Origin of the sequence: Rubrivirga sp. (genome assembly GCF_049648075.1) — a bacterium.
Lineage (GTDB): Bacteria > Bacteroidota > Rhodothermia > Rhodothermales > Rubricoccaceae > Rubrivirga.
This window is the reverse complement of record NZ_JBARYR010000325.1, coordinates 1-1,520: the sequence shown is the minus strand read 5'-3', so window position 1 is coordinate 1,520 and position 1,520 is coordinate 1. Positions and strand designations below refer to the sequence as shown.

The window sequence follows — 1,520 nt, the reverse complement described above, 5'->3', positions numbered from 1 at the left end:
GGCGTCCACCATCACGCCGATGGCGATGGCGATCCCGCCCAGGCTCATGATGTTGGCGTTGATGCCCAGGAGCCGCATGGCGCCGAGCGCGATCAGGATGCCGACGGGCACCGTGACCACGGCCACGAACGCGCTGCGGACGTGGAGCAGGAACACCATGACGACGAGGGCCACGACGAGGAGCTCCTCCCAGATCGTCGTCGTGAGCGCCGAGACCGCGCTCGCGATCAGCTCGGAGCGGTCGTACTCCGTCACGACCTCGACGCCGGGCGGCAAGCCGTCGCCCAGCTCGGCGATCCGGGCCTTGACGGCGTCGATGGTGGCCTGGGCGTTCTCGCCCGAGCGCATGACGACGATTCCGCCGACGACCTCGCCCTGGCCGTTCACGTCGGCGATCCCGCGGCGGATCTCCGGCCCAAGCCGCACCTCGGCGACCTGGCCGACGGTGACGGGCGTCCCGCCCTCGGCCCGCAGGACCACCTGGCGGATGTCGTCGATGCCCTGGAGGTAGCCCTTGCCCCGGACGATGAACTCGCGCTCGCCGAGCTCCAGGAGCCGCCCGCCGACGTCGCGGTTCGAGCGCCGGAGCGCGTCGCCGACCTGGCCGATGGGGATGCCGTAGGCGGCCAGCCGCTGGGGGTCCACGACGACCTGGTACTGCTTCTGGAACCCGCCGACGGTCGCCACCTCGGCCACGCCCTCGACGGCCTGGAGCTCGTACTTGAGGTAGAAGTCCTGGACGGACCGGAGCTGGGACAGGTCGTAGGTGCCCGTCGTGTCGCGCAAGCTGTACTGGTAGACCCACCCGACGCCGGTCGCGTCGGGGCCGAGGGCGGGCGTGGCCGCCTCGGGCAGGCGGTCCTGGATCTGGGAGAGGTACTCCAGCACGCGGCTGCGCGCCCAGTAGAGGTCGGTCCCGTCCTCGAAGATGACGTAGACGAAGCTCGTCCCGAACATGGAGTAGCCCCGGACGGTCCGGGCGCCGGGCACGGACAGCATGGCCGACGTGAGCGGGTACGTCACCTGCTCCTCGACGATCTGCGGCCCCTGCCCGGCGTACTCCGTGCGGACGATGACCTGGACGTCCGACAAGTCCGGGATAGCGTCGACGGGCGTCGTGAGCGCGGCCCAGGCGCCGAGCCCGGCTACCATGAGCGTGACCAGGCCGACGAGCAGGCGGTTCTCGGCGCTCCACTCGATGATCCGTTCCAGTGCGCCGTCGCGGGTCTTGTGCTGCTGCATGGTTACTCGGTGTCCATGTCCATCTCGCCCATGTCCATGCCCGGCATCGGCTGCATGGCCCCGAGCGAGGCCGCCAGTCGGGCTTCGGAGTCGATCAAGAACTGGGCACTCGTGACCACGCGGTCGCCGACCGAGAGGCCCTCCAGGACGCGGACGATCCCGTCGCCCTCCTCGCCCAGGCGGACGGGCTGGGGGCGGAAGCGGCCCTCGCCGAGCGCGAGGATGACGGCCGTCTCCTCGCCCGTGCGGACGACGGCCTCCGTCGGCACGACCGGACC

Annotated in this window: 1 protein-coding gene and 1 pseudogene; both read right to left on the bottom strand. The window is 71.1% G+C overall.

Annotation, left to right across the window (positions count from 1 at the left end; translation table 11 throughout):
- Positions 1 to 1,242 (bottom strand): efflux RND transporter permease subunit (locus WBA11_RS09740; protein ID WP_424520505.1); only part of this gene is annotated, 1,242 nt, incomplete at its 3' end.
- A 2-nt stretch (positions 1,243 to 1,244) separates the two neighbouring features.
- A pseudogene (locus WBA11_RS09735) lies at positions 1,245 to 1,520 on the bottom strand (efflux RND transporter periplasmic adaptor subunit); the annotation flags it as partial.